The sequence below is a fragment of the Terriglobales bacterium genome (assembly GCA_035567895.1).
Lineage (GTDB): Bacteria > Acidobacteriota > Terriglobia > Terriglobales > Acidobacteriaceae > Gp1-AA112.
Genome location: DATMPC010000103.1, coordinates 1 through 21,371, shown reverse-complemented (window position 1 = coordinate 21,371; position 21,371 = coordinate 1). Strand labels below are relative to the sequence as shown.

Below are 21,371 nucleotides of genomic sequence, written 5' to 3'. Positions count from 1 at the left end.
GTCCCCAGAGAGTTCACACGTCCTGGGCTGTAAATTTCCCCATGACCAGGGCCAGATTACGTTGAACGGTTGTTTCAACCCATATCTTCTCGATTTCTCTAGACGCTCGCTCCCTTTCGAGCGGCCTCCATTCGTTCCAGTTGCTTGCGCCATTCATTGCTCTTGGCTCGCAGCGAACTGATGAGTTGAGAGTCTTCGTCATGTAGACTCGGATGTTCCTCGTAGACTTTGGCCTCAGTCTCGCAAACGTGCGCAAGGCGCTCGCAAAAGTTGCGGTACAGCGTCTCGACCGGTCTCACAGTCTTTTCCCCATAGTTGGTGGTTCGGCTGTCCCGATTACGGGGAGCCACTCGTCGCCAATGCATGTTCTAGGTTGCACTTCACCTCGCTTCGTACGTTGTAGTATTTGCTGCTCTGGAACGGAGGAGACCCCAAGCACACGTAGATTCCGTCATTTAGAGACGGGCGTCCCTGCTGCTTTCTTATTAACGCCCAACTGTGCAGTTGCTCACGCCAATCCGGCGGAGACGCGTCGGAATCGACCGCCTGTGACGGTTCCAGCCACGCCAGGTCATTCGCAAGAGTCTCCAAACGCGGACGAAGGAGCAACTCCGCCGCCGAACCGCGCAAGTGTACCGCTCGATAGTGGAGTGGATACTCCTGCCAAATTGGCGTAGCAGGTCGATAGACGCGAGAGCACTCTAAACAGATCCGCGTCTCCATCGGCGGGAATGATCACTTTGCAACTGCTGGAGCAGGCACGGGGGCAACGCTTACTCCGTCGGAAGTTGAACTCGGCATAGCTCGTGCGGTCTGATGAATCCGTTCCGCGATGTTTTGCAATACTGTGCTCTTCTGCACGTGACGTGAATGGCCGGTCACAACCACGTACGGAACTCCAAGAAAGCGCCTGGCGTGGATACCAGTGATCTCAAATGCATTGAGCTTCGTCGCCTGGGTTCTCTTCAAGACTCGAATTGCTGCGGAGCGAATGGCAGTACCGCCCCAGGATCCCCAGGAAGTGCCTTGAAGCGCGCCACCCATAAAAATGAAATTCCAGCCACCATCGCGAATCTGCCGATCCAGATCGTCGCCATTTAAGTTCGTGATCGCCTGCCAGCCGGCACAGAAGGTTTCCATTTGCACCCAGACCGAATCGGGAATGAACGTGTTAGTCTGCACAAGAACAGTCCCAATTTTCAAAGGACTCAACATCTCGTTAACCCCCAGAGGGCTCGGTGGCCGCTTCTAACGCGCTGGATGCCGCGCAGCTAAACCGTTGCGGCCAGACGGTACATCGTCGGCTTCCCGGCTGTCGCAAGGCTGTCTTGAGTCACTCCAAATAGCAATGCAAGCTCTGCAATGTGCAGCTCTGTTGGCTCCCTGACCCCAGTTATTAAGTCGCACACATGCTGGATAGTGCAGCCAAGGCTGACGGCAACGTCGTAGTTGCTCAAGTGAAGTTGCTCCATTCGAAGGCACAGCAGCCGGTTGAAAGACATTTCGTTCTGTCCTTCTTCGGGAATGCCGTGTTGCGTATCGGCATCCTGAGACAACTCGGCGGCCAAATCGTTCTCTCCGCCAGCTATCGGCGCTCTCCCGTTCATCTCTTCCCGAAGAATCTCTCGCGTGCTGGTCAACACGGCTAGAACACGCGGTGGAAGTTGTTCCCGCAAACCCAACGACTTGGGATTCTGAATCAATTGTCCTAACGTTTCGTAGATCCCGCTGACTTGCGTTGTTCTCGCCGGAGTCGCCATATTGATCTCCTGATCTGCTTACTGCTCCGTACGGAAGAGGCTGTGTAACTTATAGGCCATCAAGCGAGGTCTGACTGAGCAGTTTTATACAGTTTTGGACCGGCAGGAGAGGATCGATAACTTCTCAACGGAACGATTTAAATCGCCTACAGATGAAGCTACTGTCGCTCCGCAGCATCATCTGCGCCCGAATATCCTGTAGCATCGGGAACGCTTGACACAGGCTCATTGGGACAGCCTTCATTCGCCACGCCACGCGAAGCCTCATCCAACTCTGCCTGGCGCGCATTTGTCTGTTCGAGAATCTTCTGATTCTCGAATCGCTGAGGATCAGGTTGCACGGGAGATGCTCTTTCCGAGTCAGGGTTCGTTTAGATGCCGGATGAGAAGGCGCGATGTTGGCGCTTCTCATCCGCATAGTCGAGCTTAGGCGGCTACAACTTGGGCTGCGGTCACATTGTGGGAAGTGGAACTGATCACGGCCGAAGAGCGCACTTTAGGTGGACCATCCAGATACCTATCCAACGTCTTCAAGACGTTCGGATACGTGCTGCTGTTGTAGGTATCGGCTTGCTCCTTGGAGTCCCAGAAGCTAATCGCGGTCACGTAGGTATCGCTATCGCCCGACAGAGCAAGTTCGTCGCGGAATCCCGCCTGTTTGCGCAGCATGGGTACGATTTCCTTTTCGAACGTCTGCTTGAAATCGTTGAGTGTGTTCGGCTTCAGATGAATAGAGACATTACGAGCAAACATTGCAACCTCCTTAAGGTTGTGGTCGGTCGCTAAGAGGGGAGAACTTCAGAAGGACTGACTTAGTTCAGAGGGTCTGAAAGAGGGTAGGAACTGTCACTCATGTCCAACCCTACGCCGATACTACTCAAGAGTCAAACGAAGAATAGCTTGGTTTAATGGGCGTCTATCTACTCGACTAGTCAAGCGCTGAGGAATTTGCGCTTTGCTCTTGCTGTCGCCCGCGACGCTCCGCTGCGATAACCGTCGCGTCCAGAATTCCATCTCCATCACATCTTGGGCAGATCATAGCCCCATTCACCGTTCCCACTCCCTTGCACAAAGGGCATTGCGCGATGTTAGCACTCGTCATGTCGACACAATACTCTCTGTGTCGATGCTATTCTGAGCAGAAGTGCACACGTTGATTGGTACCCTCGCGCCGGTTCTGAAGGCATTACCTCTCCAGCTTATGCGGCGGCGGGAAGGTGCACAATGATCGGTTTCTTTACTTTCTTAGGCCGTCTCTTGCTTTTCTGCAGTCTTCTGGACATGGTTGAATCGTACGCAGCAATTAGGGATGTGTGCTGAGCGATTTTGCACATGTAGCCGCGCTCCGCTTGCCCGCGTTCGGTATCACCCCGCTCGAAAGAATGTTGTTTCAACGCAAGTAGCCGGTTGTTAAGCTGCTCACGCCGGACTCAACGCCAGGCGTATCTTTCACATATCGATCATCTTTCACCTCTGACAGCATGAATGACGCGACGTCGGCTCGCGAAATCCTATGCGTGAACAAGAAGCTCCCGATGTCCTTGCCTTCGCGAACTGCGCCAGTCTGTTTGCCGTTGGTCAGCGCGGCTGGACGAACAATGATCCAATCCAGGCTGCTTTGCATGATGCACTTTTCTTGCAGTTCCTTATCCTGAAAGTAGAAGTAGAGCAGGAGAGGAATCAGGAAGAACGTATACAGGATCCCCAGTCGACCCCGGCTGTCGCCTACTCCAAGCGAGGTTTCACACACAAACCTTCGCACCTTGCACTTAGTCATGGCCGCAACGATATTCCTGGTACCCCTGGACAATATGGAAGTCTTAATCAGCCATCGTTTGTGGCCGAGCGCTGAGAGAACCGCGTCCTGTCCGGCGATGGCAGCTTCGACCATGCCATAGTCGAGCACGTCCCCAATGGCAAGCCTCAGTCGTCCGTGCTTGATGTGCATTCGAGAAGCCTTGCGCACAAAAGCTGTGACGGTGTGCCCTCGGTCAAGCGCTTGCTCCACGAGGGCGCGCCCCGTGCCTCCGCTCGCGCCGAATATGACCAAGTTCATGTCTTGTCCTCGCTACGAAACCCCAGGCTGCGAGCATCGTGGGGTTGCCGATGTCTCTATGTTTCGAACTAGCGGCTCATGGTTATTGCGAAACAGATCAGGAAGGCAGCGATGGTTGGCACGCAAGCGAATGCCAACATCTGCATCCCGTCAGCCACACTCAGATGACAAAGATCTGAGATTCTGCAGCTTTGGTTGAGCACAGCAGAAGCTGTCTGACGCCTAAACATGACATTTGAGAGAGCCATTCTGATCCTGATTTCCTGGTACACACTTCCATTAGGCGCTTGCCGCCGAACCGGCACTGTATAAAACAGCTCAGCGCATCGGATTATGGAAAAGCAATACTCTTCCCGCAGGTGCATTCGGACCGGCGTTTCGCCGGGTGGGTGGTGAAGAAGTGCTGTTAGCAATGAGCGGAGCCGCAGTCACTGCGATCGGAATCGCAATCATACTTGGCGTGGTTCTTTTTCTTCTGTTTCTGCTCAAGCTCAGTTTCAGAGGATTGCCGGTCAAGAGTGACGTCGCAGCGAAGCCAGAAGATATCCGTCACGCCCCTGCAGATGCGAAATAGCATAGTCCAGTTTGCCAGAAGCGTAGGTGTACAAGATGATCAATCGTCCTAAAACTCGTGTCCTGCTCGATAGTGGTGATCCAGATGAGACGGTCCGAATCAGGGGCCTGCTCGGGTATCTGGATGGACAAACAACGAACCCGTCTCTGATTGCCTCGAATCCGCACATCGTGAAATATCTCGCGTCGGGGCGCCGATTCACTTCTCACCAGGAGGACGAGGAATATAGAAGCATCGTTCAGCGCATTTCCCCACTGGTTGGATCTGCGGGCGTTTCCATAGAAGTATTCGCCGATTCGACTACTCCCGCCGAGCACATGTTTGAACAGGGACGCGAGATGTACGCATGGATCGACAACGCATATATCAAATATCCATGCACGGCCGAAGGGATTCGCGCGGCACAGATGTCGGTTGCGAGTGGGATGCGAGTGAATATGACCTTGTGCTTTTCGCAACAGCAGGCAGCAGCGGTCTATGCGGCCACGAGGGGAACCGCAAGCCCAGTGTATGTTTCTCCGTTCATTGGACGTCTCGATGAAATCGGCAAGCCAGGAATCGATTTGGTGAAGAATATTCAGCGGATGTTTCTCCAGGGAGACGGACACGTGCTTCTTCTGGCAGCAAGCGTTCGCTGCCTGGAACATCTTCTTTGCTGCCTCTCCCTCGACGTTGATCTGGTAACGGTCCCGTCATCAGTTCTGAGCCAATGGGCCATCGCAAACTTTCCCGTTGTGGGCCCTCCGGTCATGCATAGGTGGATTGGAGACACGATTCCCTACGAAAAGCTTGACCTGGAGCAGCCCTGGGAATCGTTCGACGTCTCGCATTCGCTTACCACGCAAGGAATTGAGCGCTTCGTTCACGATTACGATCAAGCACTGGCCCCTGCGAGCTGATTACCGCAATGAGGTAGATCCAGGTATGTCACATAAGTTCAACGATCGGATTCATCAGGTACATGAAGAACTCGCCGATATTGTCGACAATCCCGGCATGGCCGCAAGTCTTCCCCAAGCGCTGCTGGAAAGGCTCAGAGCCATGCGAGGAATGCTGCTGGAGGAAATGAACACGAATCCTTGAAGCGGTCGGGCGAAGTGAATTCCTCCGAACGGCCGGGGCAGATTCACGCCAACCCGAGTTGGAGCGAAGTGAGTTCCAAAATCTCCTCGCCAGACCTCTTCACAAGCTGGCGCCGACGGCGCCTTTTGCCATTGGCTCCTAGGCGGCGAACTCGGACTGTGAGTGCTGCGATTTACGTTGGGCCCGGGAATGGGAAGGCAGGAATACGGATATCGTCGTTCCGCTCTTGCCGGCGCCATCAGAACTGCGGAAACTCATGACGCCGTCATGTTTTGAGATGATGCCCTGCAAAATCCAAAGTCCAAGTCCGTTTCCTTTTTCGGGCTTGGTGGTGAAGAATGGCTCAAAAATCTTGCTGCGATAGTCCTTGGGGACACCACATCCCGTATCGGCAATCGTCAGCCGTATGCCCTGTCGATCGCTAGGATCATGCGTCCAGTCGAACGACTCATGCACGGACACACCCAAACGGCCGCCAGTCGGCATGGCTTCCAGCGCATTGAGCAGCAAGTTGTCTATCACCTGGCGCAGCTCGTCTGGGAAGCCGACCAGCACCGCGCCTTTATCGATCCTCGCGTTCAACTCGATGCCCGACCGCTGCAATCTTTCACTGAAGATTTGCAGAGACTCGTTCACGATGCCACCCAGATCCAGATCGCGGGGAATTGTTCCCACCCGGTAGTACGACAAGCTCTGCTTGACAATGCGAGAGATGCGGGCGAGCTCCGTGGACGCCGTGGTCACGAAGAAGCGGGCTTCTGCGTTGAGGTTCGGGTCGGTCTGAAGGAGGTACAGCGAATTCGTGACCGACGCTAAAGGGTTGTTAATTTCGTGCGCCATAGTGGCGGCAAGCTGGCCGGCCGCAGCCATTTTCTCAGTTCTCCGCAGCCGCTCTTCCTGCTCGCGAATCGTTTGAATATCGGTACTCGAGCCGATCCACATAGTGATATCGCGGTTGCCATCTCGCATGGGCAAAGCGCGACTGAGGTGCCAGCGATAAGTGCCATCGGCGCGCCGGAAGCGGTGCTCGAACTGAAACGGGTTGCCGGAATCAATTGAGTGCTGCCAACGGCCGGCGTTCTCCGCCACATCGTCCGGATGGATGAACTGTGTCCAGCCCCAGTCCTTCATCTGATCGAAAGTGAGACCCGTGCATTCCGCCCACTGCCGATTGAGATAGTCGACCTCGCCGTTCGGTTTGGCTGTGAACATTTTCTGCGGCACGGATTCGGCCATGAAACGGAAACGTTCTCCGGCTTCGCGTAAGGCTTCCTCAGCCTGCTTGCGCTCAATAGCGATCGCCGCGGTGCGAGCGACCATGTCCACTAATTCCCGGTTTTGCGGCGTCGGATCGCCGGCGTCGCGATAGTAGTTGGCAAACGTGCCGAGCGTTTTCCCGCTGGAGGAAATGATGGGAACGGACCACCCCGAGCGCAGCCCATAAGGCGCAACGAATTCTCCGAAGGGCCGCCACGCGGTCTCATTGAAATCGTGAACTGCCACTGCTTGCCGACGGCGCAGGGCAGCCGCACAGAGCCCAGTCGGCGAACTAACCGGCACGCCTTCGACCGCCGCGTTGAAAGCTTCCGGCAAACTCACGCCAATGCCGCGCTGGAAGTGCGTGCCAGCTTCATTCAAGAGCGCGATGGAAGCGAGCATGCCCTCAGCAGAGTGGTGCTCCACCACGCCGATCAGGAATTTCAGCACTTCTTCGAGCGGCGCGCCCTCGGCCAACAGTTGGAGAGCTTGCCTCTGCGAATCGACCAATACGTCGGTCGCTTTGCGTTTGGTGATGTCGTAAAAGCAATTAATGGCTCCCGTGACCTCTCCTCGTTCGTTCTTCAGCGGAAGGATATTCACGACCACGGTTATCTTCGTGCCATCAGGCCGCTCGATGAGCACTTCGGCGTCACGCACCTCCCGCAATTTTCCGCTTACTACCTCGGCCATCGGACACTGCTCATGGGGCATAAAGGTGCCGTCCGGCCGGAACAACTTGAACGAGCCACAGAATTTTTCGTCGGTATCCCCTGGTGCCGGCTGGCGGCCCCAGAGTTCTACGGCACGGCGATTGCAATTCTGAATCACACCTGCGGCATCGCAGCAATAGACGGCAACAGGGACCAGGTTGAACAAGGTGCGATAGCGTTCTTCGCTTTCCCTCAATTCAAGGTCGAGCAGTCCCGTCGCGTGGCGCGACGGGACTGCATCTTCCGTTAGGTTGACCACGGCTGGAGACTCATGTTTCGTCGGCGTTGGATGTTTTTGCATGAGTGTCCTTTCCGTCCTGCTCGAATTCAACCCGATAACGGCCGGGCTCGACGTGCCGGACGCAAAAGTTCATTAATCTTTTTCTTCCGGGGATAGTGCACCCGATCTTAAGAGTGTGTTCACGGGTTCCGGAGATCAAGCCTCTCGATCCGGATAAGCGCCTTCCATTCGGCGCAGTTGCTGGCGCCATTCATCGCACTTGGCCCGCAGAGAGCTGATGAATTGAAAATCGCCGTCGTGGAGACCCGGATGCTCCTCGTAAGCTCTAGCTTCGGTTTCACAAACGGCAGCAATATGTTCGCAAAAGTTGCGGTAGCGTTTCTCGACTGGTCTCATGATGTTGGGCTCTCGATCGCGATTTGCGGTTAGCACGGTTCGTCACTCACTAATTCATCGCTGGGTACTTCTCCGGTGCCTTCGCATGTTGGACACTTGTCGGCTTCCGCGCACGCGCCCAAGCCAATACAGGTGGGACACTACGTCATTTTGAACACACCCGTGTGCAAAAGCCTATCGCTTTCGTTCATGCGACGCTGTGCAGTTTTGCTCACGTGAATATCCGCGGGCCATGGCGGGGAATTGACCTCTCCAGTGCTATGCAACTCGTTCGGCGCTGAGCAGAGGCGCCATCCGACGGAGTATAACCATCAGCTCTGAAGTCAGCCGACGCGTATCGTCAATGCTGATTCCTCTTTCCACAGCATGGACATACTTTGATTGGGCCCTTCGGAGCTTCGCGGTAATTCCGATTGGCAGGAAGCGCGTGTTTTCCAGCAGAGAGGATATGTATTTGTCGTAAGCCGCTGTGCATCCAGCGGCGTGATCTTCTCGCTGGTGCCTAAGCTTCGTTCAACTGGCAGTCTGAGCAAGAGTGAAGCAACTCTGAGGGCGCTCTCCATTCTTCCGATCCGAAATCCGCTCCTCGTCAATCCCGACTGTATAGAACAGCTCAGCGGAAACTGTGGTTGCGGGTCTAACCTTACAAGTGGGGAATAGTATCGCTTCGTCACGAAGCCTTTGTGATGAGAGCGAGCACAGGAGGAAACTTTGAAAAGCAATCGAAAGCAGTTGCTCTGGATGCTGGCTTTGGCACTCTGTGCCACCGTGGGAGTTCTTAGTAGTGCAGCTCAGGATCGCGACCAGCAAGACAAGCGCACTCAAGACCAGGGGAGGCATCAGCCAAACGATAACCACAATGACCAAGCGAAGCGTCCTGCTTACCAGCAGGGAGCGAGGCATGCGCAGGAAGACATGGCAAACAACCACGCTCGTAACTATCGCGGCCAGTACGACAACGATAAGGACCGCGCAGCTTATCGGTCAGGATACGACCAGGCTTACAACGACAACATCCGAAATGACCGGAATGGGAACGGCCAGAATGCATACGGACACGGCTCCTATAACTCCCGAAACGGTAATAGGAACCGCGGCGGAAATCCCGCCCAACAGGTGGGTTATCAGGATGGCGTGAATGACGGCAGGTCCGATCGTCAGGCAGGGCACAGTTTCCGTCCTACGCAGCAGCAGGCTTACAAAAACGCGGACCACAACTACAGCCCCAGCTATGGCGACAGACAGCAGTACAAGAATAGTTATCGCCAGGCGTATCAGCAGGGCTATCCACAGGGCTACAACAGCAGCTCTCGTCGCTAGCTGAACTCCTTAGTCAATGCCCCGGCCAATTCGGCCGGGTTTTCATCTTGCTGCGTGGGTAATCGCGAGCTGCGGTCAGGACTGAGCACTTTTATACAGCGCCCGAACTGGCTGTGGGAGTGTAATGGCCAGAAGAAGAAATTAGGGCCGAATGGCAGCATCACACACGCTGTTACGCACGCAGGACGGAATCGACGCTAATCGCTCCGGCCATAAGAACACTACCATCGACCGCATTTTGGAGTGCGCGGTCGCGCTTAACTGGAACGGGTTAACCCAGGCTGACGAAACCACCGCGATGCAAGTTGAATACCGGACTGGACCGAGCCACTCGCTGGACTATCTCAAGCTTTGGTCATCGACCACACGAGGCGTCTGGAATTTGGTATGCGAATATTGGATGCAATCCAGCTCAGGACACGAGAGCGGCGCGACGTTCAGTGGTCGCGAATATTCCGGCGACTTTACCTGGATGTTGGATGCCATCATGCAACATCAAGGAGCGTTCCTGCCCGGCTCTTCTGATTTCGTGGAGGGTTTGGTGCAAATCAACCGGCCGACGGATACGGACTTCGCTTCTGCCCAGGCGGATATGGCGGAAGCTATGGAAAGAATTGGCTCCCATCTGCGCTAGACGAATACCGCAGCGGGCTTGTGGACCTCAACTGGGTACCACTACTAATAGACGAGGCATCCGCAGCGCCTGGTTCTCCTTAAGCACTGTCCGTTTCGGGTTCACGAAAGGAACAAAGTGATTTCAGACGCTGCAATTGAGGTCTTCAAGAGCGCATCCATCCAACCCAGATTCCTGACCTTGACGCACGAGGATGTCAGCCGGCTCGAGTCTCTTGCCAAAGAAGTGAAAGAGGTTCTCGATCGCGGAGTTGCGCGAGACGAAACTCCTGAATGGCTAAAGCCGCACAAAAATGGAAATGGCACCGCCAAGTGACTTCAGCGCCAACGCTGACACAGTTGCGTACACTTGATGTGTAGTCGTATCAGGAGGCTGGCATGGCTCGCCGACCGTCAAAATCGATAGCAAAACCCTCGACCTCTAGTAGACGCATCCAGGAACTCAGTAATCGAAACAGCGGGCGCGCGCCTCGTGAACCTCTCGCGTTTGATCCGAACTTGCTTTTAAACAAGCTGGGAACCGCAAAGACCGTTCATCAGTTTCGGGACAAGCAGGCAGTGTTTTCGCAGGGAGATCCGGCTGACGCCGTCTTCTATATTCAAAAGGGAAGAATAAAGCTCACGGTGGTATCCAAGCGCGGTAAAGAAGCCGTAATCGCTGTCTTGCAGCAGGGTGACTTCTTTGGCGAAGGATGCCTGGCCGCTCAGCCGCTGCGTATTTCCTCGGCGGCTGCCATGCAGAACCTGACCATTGTCCGGCTCGAGAAAAAAACCATGGTGGGATTGTTGCAACAGGAGCCGGAATTTGCAGAGATGTTTATCGCTTACCTGCTCTCCCGCAACATTCGCATTGAAGAAGACCTCGTGGACCAGTTGTTCAACTCCAGCGAAAAACGGCTCGCCCGCCTGCTTCTGCTGCTTGCGCATTATGGCAAGGATTCAAAGCCCGAGACGGTTCTTCCCAAGATGAGCCAGGAAACTCTGGCGGAAATGATCGGCACCACGCGTTCCCGAGTCAGTTACTTTATGAACCGATTCAGGAAGATGGGATTTATCGATTACAACGGTTCCTTGCACGTCAATAGTGCGTTGCTCACGGTTGTTCTTCGGGATTAGCTATAAATGCCTTGCCGGATTTGTCAGCGCTGCATCTGTTATTTCTCTTAGCTGACGCCCAACAACAACTCACTGCGTGATCAATAGTTTCCGTTTTCCTGTCGGCACTAAGTTCGACAGCTCCGCCTTGCGCCTCAGAAGAAGGCGATGAGCCTCAAGGCGTGCTGCTTCGATGCGGAGCACTTCAGCCCTGGCCTTGGCAGCCATTTCATCTAACAGTTTCGATCTTTTCACGATGTTCTTACAATAAACCTTCATCTCTTTCAGGTATGAGCAATTCGGTACACACGATCGGTAAATAGCCAGGCGCTTCTCGCGCTTTCAGGAAGTTCTCTCTCGACTTCTCCCGGAGATACCCTCTGAGCTGTTCTATGCAGTCGAGGATCAGCGCGGAGACTGTAATCATAAGAGCGCGAATTCCGATTCACTGTCCCAACCGCGAACTCTAATCGAAGAGCCCACCCGACACGAAAGTCTGTTCACATGTCAGCAGCAGCTCTCCAATGCGAGATCAAACACCTCATGGAGGTGTGCGAGCAATTGGACTCTCTGGCAAACCAGCATCCATTTGTAGGAGAGGCGCTGCTGGGCATTGCGGGAAGTCTCCGCAACAGCACTACGTTACTGGAATCACTGGTAGCCACCCAGTTCTCAAACTAAGGGGTCGGATCCTTACGTTGAAGGACTTGAGGCCGCGCGATCGCATCTCGGGGCTTAGGAGGCTGTTGAAAAATGGTTGTGGAGTCTCAAGACTGTCATCCTGAGGCCTGGTTTGGCCAAGGATCTCCCGGAATATTTCGGACTCGATTGACGCGCCTGGCTCTTTGGCCAAATTCTCGTGAAAGGGCTTCTCAGGGGCAATTAAAGCGGATGCATCGCGGGAGATTCTTCACTCAACATCGGGCCTCAGAATCACAATTCGCAATTGACGCGAAGCTTATTGCAGCGTTTTCAGCAGCCTCTCAAGCGCCCAATTCAGCGATTCTGGACTGTTGTCATCGCTGATTGAAGCGTTGTGGGCAGCGACTTTGCAAGCTCCTTATTCTCCTGTTCTATTTTGCTCAGCAGAAGGACCTTCGTTCGGATTCAATGGGATCTGGAGACGTGGCATATCGCTGCGGAGGCAGAGATGATTATGAATCCAACAAGTGAAGCCTCAGACAGCACAAGCATCAGCCATCTAAATCGCTTGCCAGAACTGGCGATTTCCATTTCCCAGTTTGATCTTCGTCAGGAAATACGACTGCTCCGCAAAGAAGGGTCGTGGCAACGAGGGACAGGCCGCAGTTCCAGGACGCTCGTGAAGCAGCAGGACTTTCGCATCGTTTTAGTTCTTATGAAGGCCAAGACGCGTCTGACGGAGCATCGAGCAAATGCGAGAATCTCGATTCAGACGATCCACGGGCGCATCAGGGTACACGTTCCCAACGAAAGCAAGGTAGAACTGCCGGTGTCGGGACTCCTCGCGCTGGATTCGGCAGTCCCATATGACATCGAGGCTGTGAGAGAGAGCGCATTCCTGCTCACGATTTCGTGGCCGAGGCAATATGCGACTTGGGACAGCGAAGAGGCTACTGAAGAATGATCCCCGAATCCGCCGTACAAATCAGTGTAAACATTGGAAGTCAACCTTGACGACATCGAAGAAGCCGAAGACAACACTGCTCCACATTGCAGCATGTGTGGCGGCCCTCCCGTTTTTCTTGCATGCTCAGGAGACGCGAACCGTTCCCCGGTTGGAGAAGAATCAGGCAAACGGTTCTCTTACTGTTTCCGAGGTAGTGGCCAACCTCGTGGCGGGGAATGCCGAGCGCGCCAAAGCTTTGGAGAGTTACACGGGACGGCGCACTTATCGATTGGACTATCACGGACTTCCTGGAAACTTGCAGTCAGAAATGATCGTCAACGTTGTGTATCGAGCCCCGTCAACAAAGAAATTTACCGTCATTTCCGAAAACGGCTCGAAACTCATAATCAATCGGGTCTTTCACAAATTGTTGGAGAGCGAGGAAGAAGCGCTCAACACTAAGAATCGTCAAGAGAGCGCACTGAATGAACTCAATTATGAATTCACATTGATAAGGTTCGAACGCACGCTGGAAAAATCTTGCTATGTTGTTGCCGTGCGGCCGAGGAGCAGCAACAAATTTCTATATCGCGGGACAATTTGGGTAGATGCCACGGATTTTGCCGTGTCGAGGATCGAAGCTGAGCCGGCGAAGAATCCGTCATTCTGGACAAAGAAGAGCCGGATACTCCAGACATACCTCAAAGCCGGCAATTTCTGGATGCCTTCCAACAACCGCACTACAACCACGGTGCGGTTCGGAGGCAAGGCGGTGCTGAACATCGACTACGACGATTACGAACTCAGCGAATCGCATCTCACCGCGGCAGACAAACATTGAGCCTTCTCGTTAGCAAAGGTCTTAGGAATGGCTAAGCAGCCCAGGCCGAGTCCGAGGATTTCTCGGAGCAAATGTCATGCAAAGACTGAGGCCGGAAGCAAGCCGAGTCTCGATGGTTTTCGAAAGCGCCGCGAGGACGAAACTCCGGACAAGCACTACCTTGAAGTAGTCGAAGAGATGTTGAGACGGCGAGAGAACAATGGACGAGATCGGGACGATCTGTCGGAGCCGCGAAAGACAATGATTGAAAACCTAGTGATTACGTCTGGAGGCCCAGTGAACCTATACGCGTACGAAGATCGGCAGGCACATCGACACAAATTGACGATCCACACATCCGATTGTGGAAAGTGCAACGCCGGAAAGGGCAATCCGGATGGAAGGGACCGCATATTCGGCAAATGGTATGGGCCATTCACGTCAATAGGACATGCGTTTGCTGGAATGCACCACCTGCGCCCGATTACCCAACTGCACGAGTGCACGACGATGGCCTCAGTATCGGCCGGTCCCGATTCGAAGCACGAAGAAGAGGAAGCCCAGTTGCGTTTGGATGATGATGGAGCCGCCAATTCCACCGTTGTACTTCCTGGCCAGATCGACTGACCTGCTGCCGCCTCTGAGGCGTACGTCTGCGTCCAGCTCCTCTTTTCTGATTCCGACGAGCCAATAACTCACAGCACCCGAGCTCGACACCTCCGACCTTGTGAGCTGTTTTGACCAGATCACATGCCTTATCAAAGCTCATAATCTGACAGGTGAAGTTATGCAGGTATTTTGGGAAAAGATCGGGATTCTTGGCCCAGTCTACCGCGGGCTGGGATGTAGCTTGAGTGACCGCGAGATTGCTTACGATCTGGACATCACCGAAGCGCGAGTCCATGAGTGCGTAGCTTGGATGGAGCATTTTCTGCGCTGCAAAGATCGTAACGAACTCACTCAAGAGGCTGCACGCGCGCGAGTGATATAGGCGCCAATTACGGCGAGGTCTCTCTTCTAACCCACAATCCGCGTGGATCTTGCGCCGATTGCAAATGTCTCAAAAGAAGGCGGGCGAACATGCGAAGCATAATGCGACTTCTAACAGCAGCCCTCGTACTTTCTCAGGCTTGCGCCATCGCACAAATATCTACTCACGATCAGAATCTCGGCGCTTGTAAAGAGGGCTGGTCATTGTGCGATCGCACGACTCTAACGCCCGCTGAGCTGGCTGATGTGAGCAGAGCGCGTCATCTCAAAAACATTGACGATTGCAGGAGCGGATACCCGTCGTGCGATCAATCGCAACTCACTCCTCGGGAAGCCAATTCAGTAGCCGTCGCCGACTACCAGCGCAATCTCTCCGATTGCAAGTTTGGGTTGCAGTCTTGCGATCACTCCAAGCTGAATCGCCGGGAGGCGATTGTTGTCTCCGATAGCGAACGCGAACGGAACCGGTCCGGTTGCATCGACGACCTCGGCTCCTGCGATCCATCGCAGCTCACCGCCGGACAGCGGATAGAGTTAGTCGGTGCCACGAAACGACGAAACATGTCGAATTGCCAAAATGGTTCGGATCTCTGCGACTATTCGAAACTCACGCCTTCAGAGGCCAAGCAGGTGCAAGTCTCTGCGCACCAACGTAACAACGACAACTGCCGCAACGGCTGGGGATCATGTGACCATTCCGACCTGTCGCCGCTTGAGCTGAAGCGTGTGGTCTCGCTTGAGCACCAGCGCAATTTGGAGAATTGCAGAGAGGGAAAGGGCTCTTGCAGCTTTAGCGACCTAAGCCAAGCTGAGAACACCGCCCTGCAGACGAGAGATCACCAGCAGAATCTGAAGGCGTGCACCGAAGGCATCGGTTACTGCGACCGCTCTCTTCTCACAGCCTTGGAGCTCAACTCTATTCCCGCGGAACAGCCGCCGAAAAAGTAATACGGGGCACAAGGATTTATGACCGCTAACAGAACACTGGAGAGTTCTTGCTGAGCCCAAAACAAGAGGTTTGTAAATTGTCCGACGTGGTTGCCGCCAAGATCCGGACGGGGGAGATGTTCGTCGCTCTACGAGCTGAAGGTTTTATTTCAGCCCACGTAGTGCGGTGTCCGGGTTGCGAGTGCAGCTATCGTATCTTCTACCGTTATCCCGAAGCGGGTCCATCGGCACGCGAGCGACAGACGAGAGCGGTGTTTTTCGGCACGCGCATCGCAAAGTCACATCCTAACCACACCGAGGAACTTATTGAACCTGACGAGTAAAGGACCCAAGATGAGTGCGACATACAAGATTTCCAAATCGCAATCGGCGCAATACGCCGTCGAGAAGAACGGGGGAAGCTCCGAAATTCTTTCGCCTTCGGAGTTGCGCCAGCTTTGCCAAACCATGGGCGAGCCATATGCCCATCTCATGGCCGAGCTTGAAAACAAGGACGTGGTGGAGCTTACGGTCGCATATGGAAAGGTTCAGCGTTTATCAGTCGATTCGAGTGGATCTGATCGGTAACCTTTGAAAGGAAAACCGCCATGGAAGTTTCAATAAGGCCTGACGAAGAGCAGAAGGAAACCCCAGCTAAGTCGGCTAACGGGGATGTCATGCCCAAGAACAAGAATGCCGCGGCGTCAGGAGATCGAGAATCCGGTGAACGCACGCGTGCTGTCCGCAAAGATCCCGGTGCTGCGCAAAAACTAGCCCGGAAAAAGAGACTGAAGGCCGCACACCGCCGACGATTGAAGGCTTCCCACGCCAAGGGATAGCCCTCAGTCTCATGCGAACCGCGTGACCTCAGTTGCGAACCGGTTTGGAGAGGTCTAATCGATCGATACCTTTCTCAGCAATGTGAAGTCGCCGAGCATTTTTCCCACTCCCAGCCCAACGCTACAAAGAGGGTCGTCTGCGATAGAAACCGGTAGTCCGGTCTCGTCTCGAATGCGCTTATCTAGATTCTCCAGCAATGCCCCACCTCCGGTGAGGAGAATGCCACGATCGCTGATGTCCGCCGAAAGCTCGGGTGGAGTACGCTCTAACGCGGCCCGAATCGCGTTCATGATGGTCGAAACGCATTCTGCCAATGATTCTCGAACCTCGATGTCATCTACTGTGATTGCTTTGGGGACACCTTCGACCAGATTACGGCCTCTGATTTCCATCGTACGTGGTTTCTCGAGTGGGTAAGCGCTTCCAATTTCAATCTTGATTTGCTCGGCAGTGCGCTCACCGATCAGTAAGTTATATTTCCGCTTCACATGATTAGTTATGGCTTCATCCATCTGATTACCCGCCATCCGTAGCGACCGCGAATACACGATGCCGCCGAGCGATATCACAGCGATGTCAGTCGTGCCGCCTCCGATATCCACGACCATGTTGCCTATAGGCTCGCCGATTGGTAAGCCTGCACCGATCGCGGCCGCCATGGCCTGTTCCACCAGATGAACTTCGCTCGCGCCAGCTCGATAGGCAGAATCCGTAACCGCGCGCCTTTCCACTTGGGTAATTTCCGAAGGGACCGCGATAACTATCCGTGGGTGCAAGAACATGCGGCGCTTGCATGCCTTGCGAATGAAGTAACTCAGCATTTTTTCGGTGACTTTGAAGTCAGCGATCACGCCGTCCCTCATAGGCTTAATGGCCACGATGTTCGCAGGAGTGCGCCCCAGCATTTCCTTTGCTTCTTTGCCGACTGCTTCGACTTCGCCTGTGTTTTTGTTGATTGCCACAATTGACGGCTCATTGACCACGATTCCCCTGCCGCGCACGTAAACGAGTGTATTGGCGGTGCCGAGATCGATAGCAAGGTCATTAGCTAGGACTGTGGACAGTGAAGGAATCCTAAGGAACCGCCATCCTGGATAATGGCCGTTGAGTGACATCACGGTACCTTGACGAGCATCGGAGTAGCAGATCGTTGATCGGAAGAGGACAGCGGAGAACGCTTGCACCTGTGGCGGTTATCTTCGCGTTGCCAGCTAAATGGTCGAATTATGCTCACTCACATGAGGTAGCCAAAGCGGAGGGTAGACCATCGAACGCGTCCCTGAGGCGATCCAGAACGTTCATTAGGTCCGCATCTTTCCCACATTGGATAATCGCGAACGGGAATGAACTATCACGATGCCTCATTCCCATTTCGCTGCCGAATGGGAGAAGCGTCGAGGACTCGCTTGCTAGTGCCGTATAACTCGCCAATGGTATAGCCGCCTTTCGAGAGGAACACGCCTGAAAGCACTCTCGCCGGCAAACTCAGACTTCGGTTTGCCTCATTTCTCAACGGACAATGCTCTCGCCGAGTGCGACAAGGCGGCTGCCCAAGAGAGTTGCCGTTGAGGTGGAGTACCTCGACAAGCTCTTCACAACGACTGACTTCCCGGCGTTCGATCAGTTATCGAGGGCACGGACATTCGCGGCAGGGTCTTTAACAACAGTAGCGAACTGGCGAATAAACCCGCGCAGACAATGTTGACCATCAAGTGCATATTGGGGGACATGGTCACGGGAAACACGGGATTGAAGAGCGCGCAAACCGCGAAAAATACCGCGATCCAAATGTAGTTTTTCACTTGAATCGCCTGGCTGACCACAACCAGCGCCGCCACACAGACGAGAAACGACAACAACACTTCATAATTCGGGGACCGCCAGAACAATGCAATGATTAGCCCCACCACCGCGATCGCTTTTAAGACTGCCGTAAACATGAGAGGCTCCTTCATTTCTTCTCTACCTGGATTACACGCCTCTTACAGGCCGAGCACTGTATAGAACAGCTCACTCGACAAGCAAGAAAGGGAGGCGATCCAAGGCGCCTCCCACTTATCTAACGAAAATACAGGTATTACGCTGCCTTAGCTTGAGTCTTGGCTTCGAGTACCTTCTTGTCACTCCCAACGTTAACTTTAATCTGCTTAGGCTTGGCTTCCGCTTTCTTGGCGAGATTTATGTTCAGCACGCCCTTGTCATAGTGGGCGCTCACTTGGGTGGGATCCACTGAGGGGGGCAGCGTGAATGAGCGGGCGAAGCTTCCGTAGTGCCGTTCCACACGGCGGAAGTTTTCCTCTTTCTCTTCTTTCTCGATCTTGCGCACGCCCTGCACGGTAAGGGTGTTGTTGTCGATGCGGACATCAATGTCGTTTTCGTCGATGCCCGGGACTTCGATCTTCAACGTGATGTTGTGCTCGTCTTCGTAGATATCCACTGGGGGTGCGAAGCTGGTGGTTGTTAGTGCTTCTTCCGGAGCTTCGGAGCTAAGTAACTCGCGGAAAAGGCGGTTCATGCGGTTTGTGCGGTCTTGCATGATGGAATGCTGGCGGACGGGTTCCCAATTGGCTAAGAATGTCATAACGCAGTTCCTCCTGAAGGGGTGATCTAAGAGGAAAAACTTCAGATGGGCTGACTTAGTTCAGAGGACCTGAACGAGTAAGAAGTAGATGCTTGCTCAATAACCACGTTAGGCTTATAGACTACTATTGTCAACCGGCCCGGCGGGTGGGTGTGCGTCAGCTTAACCATTGACCACTACTCGAAATCCCAATCACAATTTTGAAACTGTCATCCTTCGCGCGCTTTTCGCGCGAGGGATCTGCTTCTTAGAGTTTCCGTCTGACTCAGCCTGATCCTTACAAGGTGTATGATCGTTGCACGTTCAGTCGAAAACGGTCGTGAGCGGGCAGGTTCGGGACGAAATCTCCTGCCCCTCTTTTCTCCTCCGCTCAATTCAACGTACATTTTCCATGGAGAAATGGAGAAAAGGTGTGTTTATATGCGAGGAACACTGACCCGTTTTGACCGATACACTGAGATTGGGATGATCACCAGCGAGCTCGGAGTTGAGGCGCTGGTGCACAAGAGTTCAATCGCGCCGAGCCGCTGGCCGCTGAAACTGGGGCAGGCGGTCGAGTTCCGCATCTTTTATGGTCCATTCGGGCCTTTGGCAGAGGACGTTCACCGCGTGCGTGTGTAGTCATTTGTCGCGATGCCTCTACTTCCGTTAATCCCCGCACTTCACAACTACGCTCGCTCCATCGAAACTTCGTCGGGTCTCGTTTCGAGACAACTTCTCTAGTTGTGCCCGGTGTAAATGCCGATGCCGTTTCCGGTGCCTAAGTGGCTTTTCAGCCAGTTGGCAATCTGTGTGTGGAGAACGCTGTGGAGCTAGACATCGTCTTCGCCCAGAATGCGCCAGGACCCATGGTTCGGACGAAACTCGACATGCCCTGACGCAAGCGGTATTCGTAGCAGTCATGGTCGGAAAAGTTCTGATTGAGCTGTTCTATACAGCGCAGATCCTGCATGACGAGTGTAATGGTCTCAGACGATGTAGTCAGAGTTGTTCCTCGCGTGCCGCACTGCAGGGGGAATCCATGCCAGGCCTCACCCCACCAGCCTGAGAATTGAGCCTGCAGTTCACGGGCGGCCGGTCACAAGGAAAAGGAAGCGAGTATGACGTTATTCATTTTGAGAATGAAGAATGGCGATTGCCTCATTACGAGCGCAGACGATGAGCGGTCGGCAGTTGAGATTGGGAAGAAGATGGGCTTGCAAAGTGAACTCGCCAGCGTTCGTCCTCTTTCCCACTTTGTCGCGCAATTCACACTGACGACGACGGGGCAGTTGCGGTCCACTCACTTTGACTCGCAGACCATATCCGAACTCGGAGTTGAATATCCAATCCTTGAAGCCGCACGTGCCAGTTCCAATGCTGTGGTCGGAAAGAAGGGGAACACCTCTGAGCCGGCGCGCCCATTGCGGGAATGGGAACAGCAGGACAAAGACCTGATTGCCTGTGCCGTCCAACAAGAACGTCAACGCTTATCGAACTGAGGCTTAGCATGCAAGTTGCCAGAGTTGCAGTTTCTCCCGTGATCGAAAAACGCAACGCTGTTCCCTGGCTCTTCTTTGTCTTCGGCTGCCTGGTATTTGCCTGGCTGTTTCAAAGCGACGCAGGATATGCGCTAGGAGTTCTGGTCTGCGGTTCCATAATCGTGGCGATTCTAGAGAGCGCCTATGCTGGAATGTACTGGTGCACCGCGGCATTTGCAGCGCTCGCGGTTGTGTTCAACCCTTTCGTTCACATCCTTCGCCCTTTGGATCCTGCAATCGCCGCATTGGCCATGGTCGCACTCTTGCCCATGCTGCTGCTCTTCGCCTGCAGAAAGACCGGACCGTATATACGTTCTCTGCCGGATGACTCGAGGTGGTGGCTCCCAGGAGTTCGCTCTGTATTGGTGTTTGTCGATTAAGAATTTTGTTCCTCGACCTGCCAGGCCCCCAGGTTTCCAATTCACTGTTCATTCACTGATCAGAGGGCTAACAGTGAATTAACAGTGAATTTATCAGTGAAAATAACAGTGAATTTTTTCCACGGCATAAAACCCGCATGAACACTGGGGCCAAGCCCGAAGAGGCAGGGAACTTGCAGTGAATCAGCAGGGACTGCAATCGAAACGACCCTCGCAGTGTCATCGCCATCGCGCGACGGGGTCCCCAGCAACCGCCGCTGTTGCGGTTGATGGGGTGTGGGACGGGGTCCCCAGCAACCGGCGCTGTTGCGGTTGATGGGGTGTGAGACGGGGTCCCCGGCAACCGCCGATTCGGGTCCCCACGAAGGCCTGCTTTTTGGCGTTCGTGGGGCGAGGTGTTGTCCGCCGCGGCGGACTGGGGCATAGCGCTGAATTCTCCCACACCATCCTCCTCTCTCGTTGGTACCCCGATTGTGAGCGGCGCGTCAAGAGTTGTACCGTCGCTCGCTGTGGAAATCGGTCTTGCCTTTGGCCGTTTGGTATTCCTGAATGCTGAGTGCCGATTGGGCCGAGGTCAGTACCGGCGGCGGTAGCCGG

The 21,371-nt window shown here is 54.2% G+C and carries 29 protein-coding genes; 18 read left to right on the top strand and 11 right to left on the bottom strand.

The annotated features are described in order from the left end of the window. Positions 1-98 precede the first annotated feature (98 nt). The 6 genes from VNX88_21555 to VNX88_21530 form a co-directional block, all read right to left on the bottom strand. Positions 99-299, bottom strand: a complete 201-nt coding sequence (locus VNX88_21555) for a hypothetical protein (protein HWY71267.1) — start codon at positions 297-299, stop codon at positions 99-101. A 436-nt stretch (positions 300-735) separates the two neighbouring features. Beyond that, positions 736-1,215 carry a hypothetical protein gene (locus VNX88_21550; protein HWY71266.1) on the bottom strand — a complete coding sequence of 160 codons (480 nt, stop codon included), beginning with the start codon at positions 1,213-1,215 and terminating at the stop codon, positions 736-738. A 56-nt stretch (positions 1,216-1,271) separates the two neighbouring features. Beyond that, positions 1,272-1,760 (bottom strand): hypothetical protein, encoded by a 489-nt coding sequence (locus VNX88_21545; GenBank protein HWY71265.1) that lies wholly within the window; start codon positions 1,758-1,760, stop codon positions 1,272-1,274. 158 nt (positions 1,761-1,918) lie between these two features. After that, positions 1,919-2,101: a hypothetical protein gene (locus VNX88_21540; protein HWY71264.1), complete on the bottom strand. Its 183-nt coding sequence runs from the start codon at positions 2,099-2,101 to the stop codon at positions 1,919-1,921. A gap of 85 nt (positions 2,102-2,186) precedes the next feature. Next, a complete protein-coding gene (locus VNX88_21535; protein ID HWY71263.1) occupies positions 2,187-2,513 on the bottom strand; it encodes a hypothetical protein in 327 nt (108 codons plus the stop codon). 637 nt (positions 2,514-3,150) lie between these two features. Next, positions 3,151-3,816 carry an SDR family oxidoreductase gene (locus VNX88_21530; protein HWY71262.1) on the bottom strand — a complete coding sequence of 222 codons (666 nt, stop codon included), beginning with the start codon at positions 3,814-3,816 and terminating at the stop codon, positions 3,151-3,153. 412 nt (positions 3,817-4,228) lie between these two features. Here VNX88_21530 and VNX88_21525 point away from each other — a divergent pair, with 412 nt between their 5' ends. Genes VNX88_21525 through VNX88_21515 form a run of 3 tightly spaced genes read left to right on the top strand, consistent with a single transcriptional unit; the run spans position 4,229 to position 5,473 of the window. Further along, positions 4,229-4,390 (top strand): hypothetical protein, encoded by a 162-nt coding sequence (locus VNX88_21525; protein ID HWY71261.1) that lies wholly within the window; start codon positions 4,229-4,231, stop codon positions 4,388-4,390. Between the two features lie 35 nt (positions 4,391-4,425). After that, complete coding sequence (locus VNX88_21520; GenBank protein HWY71260.1) at positions 4,426-5,289, top strand: transaldolase family protein; 864 nt, start codon at positions 4,426-4,428, stop codon at positions 5,287-5,289. A 25-nt stretch (positions 5,290-5,314) separates the two neighbouring features. Next, positions 5,315-5,473 carry a hypothetical protein gene (locus tag VNX88_21515; GenBank protein HWY71259.1) on the top strand — a complete coding sequence of 53 codons (159 nt, stop codon included), beginning with the start codon at positions 5,315-5,317 and terminating at the stop codon, positions 5,471-5,473. 138 nt (positions 5,474-5,611) lie between these two features. Here VNX88_21515 and VNX88_21510 read toward each other — a convergent pair whose 3' ends face one another. Beyond that, positions 5,612-7,744: a PAS domain S-box protein gene (locus VNX88_21510; GenBank protein HWY71258.1), complete on the bottom strand. Its 2,133-nt coding sequence runs from the start codon at positions 7,742-7,744 to the stop codon at positions 5,612-5,614. A 135-nt stretch (positions 7,745-7,879) separates the two neighbouring features. Beyond that, the gene (locus VNX88_21505; GenBank protein HWY71257.1) at positions 7,880-8,080 is read right to left on the bottom strand and encodes a hypothetical protein; all 201 of its coding nucleotides are present in this window, start codon (positions 8,078-8,080) and stop codon (positions 7,880-7,882) included. Between the two features lie 711 nt (positions 8,081-8,791). Between VNX88_21505 and VNX88_21500 the strand changes: the two genes are divergently transcribed. From VNX88_21500 to VNX88_21445, 12 genes are all read left to right on the top strand, one after another. Continuing rightward, a complete protein-coding gene (locus tag VNX88_21500) occupies positions 8,792-9,400 on the top strand; it encodes a hypothetical protein (GenBank protein HWY71256.1) in 609 nt (202 codons plus the stop codon). A 151-nt stretch (positions 9,401-9,551) separates the two neighbouring features. Beyond that, a complete protein-coding gene (locus tag VNX88_21495; GenBank protein ID HWY71255.1) occupies positions 9,552-10,034 on the top strand; it encodes a hypothetical protein in 483 nt (160 codons plus the stop codon). Between the two features lie 117 nt (positions 10,035-10,151). Further along, positions 10,152-10,349 carry a hypothetical protein gene (locus tag VNX88_21490; GenBank protein HWY71254.1) on the top strand — a complete coding sequence of 66 codons (198 nt, stop codon included), beginning with the start codon at positions 10,152-10,154 and terminating at the stop codon, positions 10,347-10,349. 62 nt (positions 10,350-10,411) lie between these two features. Beyond that, the gene (locus VNX88_21485) at positions 10,412-11,149 is read left to right on the top strand and encodes a Crp/Fnr family transcriptional regulator (protein HWY71253.1); all 738 of its coding nucleotides are present in this window, start codon (positions 10,412-10,414) and stop codon (positions 11,147-11,149) included. 1,135 nt (positions 11,150-12,284) lie between these two features. After that, positions 12,285-12,734: a hypothetical protein gene (locus VNX88_21480; protein HWY71252.1), complete on the top strand. Its 450-nt coding sequence runs from the start codon at positions 12,285-12,287 to the stop codon at positions 12,732-12,734. Positions 12,735-12,780: 46 nt separating this feature from the next. Then, a complete protein-coding gene (locus VNX88_21475) occupies positions 12,781-13,557 on the top strand; it encodes a hypothetical protein (GenBank protein HWY71251.1) in 777 nt (258 codons plus the stop codon). Between the two features lie 240 nt (positions 13,558-13,797). Then, the gene (locus VNX88_21470) at positions 13,798-14,163 is read left to right on the top strand and encodes a hypothetical protein (GenBank protein HWY71250.1); all 366 of its coding nucleotides are present in this window, start codon (positions 13,798-13,800) and stop codon (positions 14,161-14,163) included. Between the two features lie 160 nt (positions 14,164-14,323). Continuing rightward, positions 14,324-14,527, top strand: a complete 204-nt coding sequence (locus VNX88_21465; GenBank protein ID HWY71249.1) for a hypothetical protein — start codon at positions 14,324-14,326, stop codon at positions 14,525-14,527. Positions 14,528-14,628: 101 nt separating this feature from the next. Beyond that, positions 14,629-15,474 (top strand): hypothetical protein, encoded by an 846-nt coding sequence (locus VNX88_21460; protein HWY71248.1) that lies wholly within the window; start codon positions 14,629-14,631, stop codon positions 15,472-15,474. Between the two features lie 77 nt (positions 15,475-15,551). Then, on the top strand, positions 15,552-15,797 hold the full coding sequence (locus tag VNX88_21455; protein ID HWY71247.1) for a hypothetical protein: 246 nt from the start codon (positions 15,552-15,554) through the stop codon (positions 15,795-15,797). Between the two features lie 10 nt (positions 15,798-15,807). Beyond that, positions 15,808-16,041 (top strand): hypothetical protein, encoded by a 234-nt coding sequence (locus VNX88_21450; protein ID HWY71246.1) that lies wholly within the window; start codon positions 15,808-15,810, stop codon positions 16,039-16,041. 20 nt (positions 16,042-16,061) lie between these two features. Then, positions 16,062-16,292, top strand: a complete 231-nt coding sequence (locus tag VNX88_21445) for a hypothetical protein (GenBank protein ID HWY71245.1) — start codon at positions 16,062-16,064, stop codon at positions 16,290-16,292. Between the two features lie 54 nt (positions 16,293-16,346). On the opposite strand, the gene VNX88_21440 is transcribed toward VNX88_21445, so the two are convergent. The 3 genes from VNX88_21440 to VNX88_21430 all read right to left on the bottom strand — a co-directional run bounded on the left by VNX88_21440 (position 16,347) and on the right by VNX88_21430 (position 18,874). Then, positions 16,347-17,408, bottom strand: a complete 1,062-nt coding sequence (locus tag VNX88_21440; protein ID HWY71244.1) for a rod shape-determining protein — start codon at positions 17,406-17,408, stop codon at positions 16,347-16,349. Positions 17,409-17,885: 477 nt separating this feature from the next. Further along, on the bottom strand, positions 17,886-18,248 hold the full coding sequence (locus VNX88_21435) for a DUF6804 family protein (GenBank protein HWY71243.1): 363 nt from the start codon (positions 18,246-18,248) through the stop codon (positions 17,886-17,888). 122 nt (positions 18,249-18,370) lie between these two features. Beyond that, positions 18,371-18,874 (bottom strand): Hsp20/alpha crystallin family protein, encoded by a 504-nt coding sequence (locus VNX88_21430; GenBank protein HWY71242.1) that lies wholly within the window; start codon positions 18,872-18,874, stop codon positions 18,371-18,373. Positions 18,875-19,339: 465 nt separating this feature from the next. Between VNX88_21430 and VNX88_21425 the strand changes: the two genes are divergently transcribed. The 3 genes from VNX88_21425 (at position 19,340) to VNX88_21415 (ending at position 20,774) form a co-directional block, all read left to right on the top strand. Continuing rightward, the gene (locus VNX88_21425) at positions 19,340-19,495 is read left to right on the top strand and encodes a hypothetical protein (GenBank protein HWY71241.1); all 156 of its coding nucleotides are present in this window, start codon (positions 19,340-19,342) and stop codon (positions 19,493-19,495) included. Positions 19,496-19,974: 479 nt separating this feature from the next. Further along, positions 19,975-20,355, top strand: a complete 381-nt coding sequence (locus tag VNX88_21420) for a hypothetical protein (GenBank protein HWY71240.1) — start codon at positions 19,975-19,977, stop codon at positions 20,353-20,355. 8 nt (positions 20,356-20,363) lie between these two features. Then, a complete protein-coding gene (locus tag VNX88_21415) occupies positions 20,364-20,774 on the top strand; it encodes a hypothetical protein (GenBank protein ID HWY71239.1) in 411 nt (136 codons plus the stop codon). The last annotated feature ends 597 nt before the right edge of the window (positions 20,775-21,371 follow it).

Coding starts and splice junctions, on each gene's coding strand:
- VNX88_21550 (HWY71266.1), bottom strand. CDS start 1,215: ATGTTGAGTCCTTTGAAAATTGGGACTGTTCTTGTGCAGACTAACACG.
- VNX88_21545 (HWY71265.1), bottom strand. CDS start 1,760: ATGGCGACTCCGGCGAGAACAACGCAAGTCAGCGGGATCTACGAAACG.
- VNX88_21535 (HWY71263.1), bottom strand. CDS start 2,513: ATGTTTGCTCGTAATGTCTCTATTCATCTGAAGCCGAACACACTCAAC.
- VNX88_21530 (HWY71262.1), bottom strand. CDS start 3,816: ATGAACTTGGTCATATTCGGCGCGAGCGGAGGCACGGGGCGCGCCCTC.
- VNX88_21525 (HWY71261.1), top strand. CDS start 4,229: ATGAGCGGAGCCGCAGTCACTGCGATCGGAATCGCAATCATACTTGGC.
- VNX88_21520 (HWY71260.1), top strand. CDS start 4,426: ATGATCAATCGTCCTAAAACTCGTGTCCTGCTCGATAGTGGTGATCCA.
- VNX88_21515 (HWY71259.1), top strand. CDS start 5,315: ATGTCACATAAGTTCAACGATCGGATTCATCAGGTACATGAAGAACTC.
- VNX88_21510 (HWY71258.1), bottom strand. CDS start 7,744: ATGCAAAAACATCCAACGCCGACGAAACATGAGTCTCCAGCCGTGGTC.
- VNX88_21505 (HWY71257.1), bottom strand. CDS start 8,080: ATGAGACCAGTCGAGAAACGCTACCGCAACTTTTGCGAACATATTGCT.
- VNX88_21495 (HWY71255.1), top strand. CDS start 9,552: ATGGCAGCATCACACACGCTGTTACGCACGCAGGACGGAATCGACGCT.
- VNX88_21485 (HWY71253.1), top strand. CDS start 10,412: ATGGCTCGCCGACCGTCAAAATCGATAGCAAAACCCTCGACCTCTAGT.
- VNX88_21480 (HWY71252.1), top strand. CDS start 12,285: ATGAATCCAACAAGTGAAGCCTCAGACAGCACAAGCATCAGCCATCTA.
- VNX88_21470 (HWY71250.1), top strand. CDS start 13,798: ATGATTGAAAACCTAGTGATTACGTCTGGAGGCCCAGTGAACCTATAC.
- VNX88_21465 (HWY71249.1), top strand. CDS start 14,324: ATGCAGGTATTTTGGGAAAAGATCGGGATTCTTGGCCCAGTCTACCGC.
- VNX88_21460 (HWY71248.1), top strand. CDS start 14,629: ATGCGACTTCTAACAGCAGCCCTCGTACTTTCTCAGGCTTGCGCCATC.
- VNX88_21450 (HWY71246.1), top strand. CDS start 15,808: ATGAGTGCGACATACAAGATTTCCAAATCGCAATCGGCGCAATACGCC.
- VNX88_21445 (HWY71245.1), top strand. CDS start 16,062: ATGGAAGTTTCAATAAGGCCTGACGAAGAGCAGAAGGAAACCCCAGCT.
- VNX88_21440 (HWY71244.1), bottom strand. CDS start 17,408: ATGTCACTCAACGGCCATTATCCAGGATGGCGGTTCCTTAGGATTCCT.
- VNX88_21435 (HWY71243.1), bottom strand. CDS start 18,248: ATGAAGGAGCCTCTCATGTTTACGGCAGTCTTAAAAGCGATCGCGGTG.
- VNX88_21430 (HWY71242.1), bottom strand. CDS start 18,874: ATGACATTCTTAGCCAATTGGGAACCCGTCCGCCAGCATTCCATCATG.
- VNX88_21425 (HWY71241.1), top strand. CDS start 19,340: ATGATCACCAGCGAGCTCGGAGTTGAGGCGCTGGTGCACAAGAGTTCA.
- VNX88_21420 (HWY71240.1), top strand. CDS start 19,975: ATGACGTTATTCATTTTGAGAATGAAGAATGGCGATTGCCTCATTACG.
- VNX88_21415 (HWY71239.1), top strand. CDS start 20,364: ATGCAAGTTGCCAGAGTTGCAGTTTCTCCCGTGATCGAAAAACGCAAC.